This is a genomic window from Halorubrum lipolyticum DSM 21995, assembly GCF_000337375.1.
Taxonomy (GTDB): domain Archaea; phylum Halobacteriota; class Halobacteria; order Halobacteriales; family Haloferacaceae; genus Halorubrum; species Halorubrum lipolyticum.
Window position 1 is genome coordinate 147,839 of sequence record NZ_AOJG01000001.1, and the last position, 6,336, is coordinate 154,174.

Genomic DNA, 6,336 nt, shown 5'->3' on the forward strand with positions numbered 1-6,336 from the left:
AATCGGGCGAGGTAGCTATGACAGACAGGAGCACCGACAGTGAATGCCGCGATGACGGTGTACCAGATGAGGAAACAGACACGGAGACTGGTACTAATTCTCCCGGCGGCGGGTCACGGATAACGAAGCTTGAGTCAATCGTCGAAGACCAACAACAAGAACTCGAATTCCTGCGGAGTAAGATGATCGCACAAGAAGAGGATCTCGCAAATCTGTCCGAGGGCAGTGTACCGTTACAACGTATCGACCAGCTGGAAGAGCGGATCGGGTGGCTTGGTGATGAAGTGCGTAATGCGATCCCGCGTATTGCGGCATTGACCGAGGTATCAGATCTTTCCGACTCAGGTGTCTGCCCGAGATGCGATGGCGAACTCACCGTGAGAACGTCATTTACCGATGTCAGCAGCCCGTCAGCCATCGAATGTCCGGATTGTGATCTGGTAGTTGGTCACCGGATGTAATGGGTATCAACGTACGACACGTTAGGAATCTACGGCTTAATCTAAGGCCGCAATAAACTGTCAGTCCTCCCCTAACCACCAGATAATAACGTCTTCACCATCTTCGTTCACTACTGAGCGCCGGTTTACTTTTCTATCCTCATGTAGACCAGTTAGTGCTTGTCGAGCCGCACCCAGACTACACCCACACGCAGCAGCTATCTCGACAGTGCTAACGAATGGTTCACGAATCGTTTCTAAAACCTCGACAACAGACTCCGAGGTGACAGGGCCACCGTGGTCCTCTGTACTTCGTCGTTCCACAGCAAAGTCGTGTATTGATGGCGGTCCGGAATCCGCGTTTGCCATCACCTTGTCTATCACGGAGCCTACTATCGACTCGTCTTCACTCGAGCTAATTTCTTTGTCACTCTGTCGGAATTCCCGTTTCTGGCGCATCCCTTCCAATCGCATAGCATCATCAACCTCGTAATCGGTTGGTGAGCGATAATTTTCGATTTCGCGTGGCCTGGGGCGAGCATCCCCAGATCTGGCCACTGCGTTCGTTCGTCCACCTTCTTCTTCGTCTAATCTAATCCGTGCTTGTGCGTCCTTCACCTCGACCTCGACGCCCAAGTATTCGGAAAACATTGTCTCGAGCACGGCCTTCTCGCCTTTTGGATACGAGGATTGGAACCAGACTCGCACCGTCTCCAGTTCCGAAGTGTTGATTGGTACTCCAGAAGACATTTCCAGCAAATCGTAAAGCCGATTTGCCTGAACTGGCCCACCCTTTTCGATGGCCGAGATGATCTCCTTGAGGTCGTCCGATCGCGTTACATCAACGTCGAATTGGACGGAGACGTCGATACTCTTTCCCGAGTACTTTCTCGAGAATTCCTTTTCAGCTTCCTCTACAGCCTCCGTGAGGAGACCGTCGAAATCGTAATTTTGCTCTTTAAGTCCAAAGTATACCCAATACAGCATTGCACGGATGCTTTCGTGAAACTGGGCTTCCTCGACACCAGCCGCTTCGGCCGGGTTTGTGAAGATTCGCTTTCGGTCCTTGTCCTGGAGTAGATACTGTATACTGCTAAAATCGAGAATTCCATTCGCAATGCGTCTCCGAATGGTCCGGCGCCGGTCAGAATACTGTTGTTTGTATTTGTAGTCGGTATCTCCAATCAGGAGGTCCCGGTCACTTGGTGTTAGAATCCCACGGGGACGTCCTTCGGGTTCCGACATAGTAAAGTCGAATCGGCTTTACTGCTCACCACTAATATATTTACCGTATCGTCCCATTGCTGTCAATGTTGCGAGTGAACGAGTGCTCGCACGAACCCATGAAAGCCACAAGTCGCATTCCCGTAACCACGAAAACGCGGGACCTCGTAAAAGCCCAGAAGGTCGGCGGTCAAACCTACGATGAGCTCCTTCGTGAGATGGTCGAACAGTTTGATCGCACGAAGAGCTAAACAGGATGGGCATGATGTGACTATGAAAGAGGAATCAGCCGATGTCGCGGGAGGCGTGTCAACCTGTCCCGGACATCGAAGCAGCTGCAACCGGAGCGAACCATCGAATGGTGCTCCGTATGTTCATCTTTGTGGGCATACGGTAAATGCGTTTTCCACCATTACTGATGGGTTGTTGTTCCGGAATTCGTTGGATTGCGGTCCAAAAGCGACATCCGAAAATGAAACTGCAACTCACCCAGAAACACAGCCGAATCGATTACCACTGCCCACACCAGAACGCACCCACCGGGATCGAGCAGCAGTGCCAACCATTGGCGGTTCACGACCTCGCGGTGCCTTGTGAGGCATCCTCATGAGCTCAGACCCCACGCGCGGTGCGACTATTACCCCGAGTCCGGGTAGCGCTGCCTGCGGAGTCACGGGGTGTAATGAAAACGAGTTACTCGCGTGCGTCGAGCCCGACGGTAGCGAAGATGCACGAACGTTGTGTCCTCGCCACCGTGTCGAGTTCCTTCGCGAGGTGTAAAGCCAATGAGCCAATCAACCGAAACTCCGCCCAGTAGCTATCGTATTCGAATCGCGCCAACCGCCGACGGTGGAAGCCGAGTCCCTGATCTGTCGCCGCGAGAGGCGGCAGAGCGGTGGCTGAATAAGATTCGAGCTTCAAAAAGAGACTCGACCGTCTCAGCGTATCACTACCAGCTAAAGCACTTCGTCGAGTTCTGTGAGGAGAGTGGTATCGGTTCGCTCTCCAACGTGAGCGGTTGGGACCTCGAAACTTACGAGACTCGGCGTCGCCAGCAGGACGTCAAGACCATCTCGCTGAACAAAGAGCTCGGAACGCTCCAGAGCTTCCTTCGATACGGCGCTCGTATCGAACAGGTCGATGAGGAGCTTCCGGAGAAGATCGTCCCGCCACCGGTCCCGAAAGAGGAGCGCGTCAATGATATGAGGCTCTCGTCGAGTCGTGCGAAGGCCCTGCTTGAGTACCTCGATACTCACGAGTACGGATCGCGTGCTCACGCGTTACTCGCACTCGTCTGGTTCACCGGCGCCCGACTCGGAGGTGTTCGCTCTCTCGATATTGGCGACTACGATTCCGATGAGGAGTTCGTCGACTTCCACCACCGGCCAGACAAGGACACACCGCTGAAGAACGGCCTCGACGGTGAGCGCATGGTCGGTCTCCCAAGAGACGTGTGCGATGTCCTCGACGCCTATGTCGAGGAAAGCCGGCACGACGTTCACGACGACTTCGGACGCTCCCCACTGCTTACGAGTTCGGTGGGACGACCGGTAAGGAACACCGTTCGCGCTTGGATGTACCTCGCGACAGAGCCCTGTCTCCACACGGGTTGCCCCCACGGGAACGATCGGGACACCTGCGAGTACACCATTCAGACGAAAGCGAGCCAGTGTCCGTCCTCGCGAGCGCCACATCACGTTAGGACGGGGTCGATTACCTGGCAGCTCAACCGTGGCGTCCCAATCGAGACGGTCGCGAAGCGAGTGAACACCTCGGTCCGAATCTTGGAGGACCACTACGACCAGCCGACCAAGCGTGAGGAGCTCGAGGAGCGCCGCCGGAAACATCTCGGCCGTCTCGGATTCACCGACGACGGAGGTGACGAGGAATGAGTCACACCAATTCTGCCCCAACCCACTTCTGCTTCAGTTTCAATTCGTTAGCGGCCGGCATCCGCGCCGAGCGCCGCGAGACACGCGTTCGTTCTCGCAAGCCGACCCGCGGAAGGTACAAGCCCCTCGTCGCCCAACGGTGTGGTATGTCATCGCCGCTCGCGGACGAGCCGGTCGAGTCGGCCGACGAGGAAGCAGAGCCGCTGACCGACGACGAGTACGCCGAGTACCTCGACGAGCTCGGTTCGGCGTGGGAGGTCGTCGACGACCACCACCTCGAAGCGACCTACGAGTTCGACGACTTCGCGGACGCACTGGCGTTCACGAACGAGATCGGCGAACTCGCCGAGGAGGAGTGGCACCACCCCGACATCCACCTCTCGTGGGGCGAGGTCGGCGTCGAGATGTGGAGCCACGAGGTCGGCGGGCTCCACGAGTCCGACTTCGTGATGGCCGCGCGGATGGATCGGCTCTACGACGGGAGCGGCGACTGAGCCGGGTGGCGGTCGCCGACAGAGCGCCCCGGCAACGAACGGGTTTAAACCCCTCCCGGCGGAAGTGGGAGTAATGAGCGCGAACGTCTTCCTGGTCCCGATAGACCCGGAGAACTTCGATCGAACGGTCCGGTCAGCGGTCGACCTCACCGAGTACGACGGCCGTCCCGGCCCCCTCGCCGACCTCGACGAGGCCCGCCTGTGGGCCGTCGACGACGACAGCGGGAACGGTTCGACGTTCGAGCGGATGGAAGAAGGCGACCTCCTCCTCTTCTACCACGACGGCGAGTACCTCGCCACCGGTCGAGTCGGAGCGACCTTCGAAGACGAGGACCGCTGGACCAGCAGCACGTTCTGGACCGCGTTCCCGACGACGCGCGTGTACACGGTCACCGACTTCACGGCCGTCTCCGCGCCGAAGCGCGCGGTCAACGCGCTCTTCGACTACTCCAAGTCGTACACGCCCGGGTTCATGCGCGTCGCCGACAGCCGGGTGAACGCCGAGCTCTCTTCGATCGAGTCGGCCATCGAGCACTACACGAAGCGGAACGCCTGAGCACGCCGCCGGTTTTTTCAGTCGCCCGTCTCCCGCTAGACTGTGTCGAGTACCGCCTCGTAGGCGTGATCGTAGCGCTCCGCGATGCGATTCGGGTCGCCCCGCTCGTCGCCCGAAAGCGCCGGGAGGGCGACGGTCTCCAGCGGCTCGATCATCTCGGTGACGGTTCCGGTGTGCTCCTCCATCGTCCCCTCGCGCGGGCTGCCGGAGGCGACCGCGCGCGCCTTCGCGTACCGGTCGCCGGCGTAGACCCGCGCGCGACCGGGGTCGACGACCGCCACCGCGTCCGGCTCGACCGGTCCGTCGCGCGGGAGCGGTCCGGCGACGTCCGCGTACGACTCGACGACGACGGGCACCGGCGCCGCCGCGACCCGCGCCGCGAGGCGGTCGAACGACGGGAGGTAGTCGGCCGCCATCGCGTCGTTGAACGCCGCCACATCGTCGACGCGGGTCGCCCCCCCGAGCGAGAGCCGGTCGGCGAGGCCGTCGGGGAGGAGCCCCGCCGCCTCGGCCGCCCCGTTGACGATGAACCGGGAGCCGTCCTCGGTCGTCACGCGGTCGCAGAGGAACGTCCGATCCGCGTCGCCCAGCATGCCGGTCCGGCCGGGAGTCGGTCGCCAGAGGCGGTGGACGGGGTTGATCGACTCCGGGGTGACCGCCTCGGGAGGGCTCCGATCGCCGACGGCCGGGAGCGGTCGCGTGCCGGCGGCCGCGAGGCGCCTCGCGTCCTTCCCGTAGAGCCGGCCCGCGTCGCTCGCGATCCGGTAGTCGTCGTGGTCGTACCAGTAGTCGTTGCCGGCGCGGGGTTTGACACCGACCGCGTCGCCGGCGCGGGTGGCGAGGCTCGCCACCAGTCCCGTCGAGAACGTCGTCTTGCCGGCGTCGACGCGGGCGCCGCCGGCGACGAGGACCACCGGCGCGTCGGATCGGTCCCGGTTCACGCTCCGTTGTGCGGGTCGGCGTCGTCGCTCTCTCCGTCTCCCGCTTCCCCGCCGATCGCGTGCGGGGCGACCCCGTAGTAACCGGGGCCGTCCTCCGTCAGCGGCTCCGCGATCACGAGGTCCTCGGCGTGGGCCATCACCCACGGGATCGCCCAGTCGATCAGCACGGCCTCGGTGTCGGGGTCGACCTCGGCGTCCGGCTCCAGCTCCTGCAGGAGCCGGGCGATCTCCGGGATCGTGTACATCTGGTCCGGCTCGAACAGCTCCGCGGGCTCGTAGAAGTCACACGGATACGTCGCGTCGAACGTCGACTTCGGCTCGGGCATGAGCGTCGCTACGGCGGCGCGTCCGTAAACGCTGCCGATACGGCCGAGCGCTCACGGAGGCAGAGCGCGACGACGCGGCTCTCGGCGGGCGGCGGGTCGAAAAAACATCGGGGTTCCGACGCGCGGTCGCGGCGCGTCCGGGCGTGAGCCGTTACTCGAAGAGCTCGACGGCCTGCTCGTAGCGGGTCGCGGGCTCGCTCCAGTCGACGACCTCGAAGAAGTTGTCGACGAACTCGCCNCGTTACTCGAAGAGCTCGACGGCCTGCTCGTAGCGGGTCGCGGGCTCGCTCCAGTCGACGACCTCGAAGAAGTTGTCGACGAACTCGCCGCGGGCCGGGCCGTAGTCGTGGTAGTAGGAGTGCTCCCACACGTCCAGCGCTAAGATTGGGTGGCCGCCCCAGATCGCGCCCTGGTCGTGCTTGTCGACCACGACGTTCCGCAGCTGGTTCGAGAACGTGTCGTA

At 61.3% G+C, this 6,336-nt stretch carries 7 protein-coding genes and 2 pseudogenes; 4 read left to right on the forward strand and 5 right to left on the reverse strand.

Features of this window, described 5'->3' with window-relative positions; genetic code table 11:
• Positions 1-17 precede the first annotated feature (17 nt).
• Positions 18-461: a hypothetical protein gene (locus tag C469_RS16155; protein WP_241429966.1), complete on the forward strand. Its 444-nt coding sequence runs from the start codon at positions 18-20 to the stop codon at positions 459-461.
• A gap of 60 nt (positions 462-521) precedes the next feature.
• On the opposite strand, the gene C469_RS16580 is transcribed toward C469_RS16155, so the two are convergent.
• Entirely contained in the window at positions 522-1,685 is a 1,164-nt protein-coding gene (locus C469_RS16580; RefSeq protein WP_147587215.1) for a hypothetical protein, read from the reverse strand.
• Positions 1,686-2,449: 764 nt separating this feature from the next.
• Between C469_RS16580 and C469_RS00735 the strand changes: the two genes are divergently transcribed.
• The 3 genes from C469_RS00735 (at position 2,450) to C469_RS00745 (ending at position 4,606) form a co-directional block, all read left to right on the forward strand.
• On the forward strand, positions 2,450-3,556 hold the full coding sequence (locus C469_RS00735; RefSeq protein ID WP_082230082.1) for a tyrosine-type recombinase/integrase: 1,107 nt from the start codon (positions 2,450-2,452) through the stop codon (positions 3,554-3,556).
• Positions 3,557-3,702: 146 nt separating this feature from the next.
• Positions 3,703-4,050 (forward strand): 4a-hydroxytetrahydrobiopterin dehydratase, encoded by a 348-nt coding sequence (locus C469_RS00740; protein WP_008002939.1) that lies wholly within the window; start codon positions 3,703-3,705, stop codon positions 4,048-4,050.
• A gap of 73 nt (positions 4,051-4,123) precedes the next feature.
• Entirely contained in the window at positions 4,124-4,606 is a 483-nt protein-coding gene (locus C469_RS00745; RefSeq protein WP_008002940.1) for a hypothetical protein, read from the forward strand.
• Between the two features lie 35 nt (positions 4,607-4,641).
• On the opposite strand, the gene C469_RS00750 is transcribed toward C469_RS00745, so the two are convergent.
• The 4 genes and pseudogenes from C469_RS00750 to sod all read right to left on the reverse strand — a co-directional run.
• Entirely contained in the window at positions 4,642-5,547 is a 906-nt protein-coding gene (locus C469_RS00750) for a hypothetical protein (RefSeq protein ID WP_008002942.1), read from the reverse strand.
• Positions 5,544-5,873, reverse strand: a complete 330-nt coding sequence (locus C469_RS00755) for a DUF5827 family protein (protein ID WP_008002943.1) — start codon at positions 5,871-5,873, stop codon at positions 5,544-5,546. The genes C469_RS00750 and C469_RS00755 overlap by 4 nt, the downstream gene beginning before the upstream one ends.
• A gap of 151 nt (positions 5,874-6,024) precedes the next feature.
• Positions 6,025-6,111 (reverse strand): annotated as a pseudogene (locus C469_RS17800) (superoxide dismutase); the annotation flags it as partial.
• A 3-nt stretch (positions 6,112-6,114) separates the two neighbouring features.
• A pseudogene (gene sod / locus C469_RS00760) lies at positions 6,115-6,336 on the reverse strand (superoxide dismutase [Mn]); the annotation flags it as partial.

What these genes read in the sequence shown, in the direction of transcription:
- C469_RS16580 (WP_147587215.1), bottom strand. Translation starts at nt 1,685, where the DNA reads ATGTCGGAACCCGAAGGACGTCCCCGTGGGATTCTAACACCAAGTGAC.
- C469_RS00755 (WP_008002943.1), bottom strand. Translation starts at nt 5,873, where the DNA reads ATGCCCGAGCCGAAGTCGACGTTCGACGCGACGTATCCGTGTGACTTC.
- C469_RS00735 (WP_082230082.1), top strand. Translation starts at nt 2,450, where the DNA reads ATGAGCCAATCAACCGAAACTCCGCCCAGTAGCTATCGTATTCGAATC.
- C469_RS00740 (WP_008002939.1), top strand. Translation starts at nt 3,703, where the DNA reads ATGTCATCGCCGCTCGCGGACGAGCCGGTCGAGTCGGCCGACGAGGAA.
- C469_RS16155 (WP_241429966.1), top strand. Translation starts at nt 18, where the DNA reads ATGACAGACAGGAGCACCGACAGTGAATGCCGCGATGACGGTGTACCA.
- C469_RS00745 (WP_008002940.1), top strand. Translation starts at nt 4,124, where the DNA reads ATGAGCGCGAACGTCTTCCTGGTCCCGATAGACCCGGAGAACTTCGAT.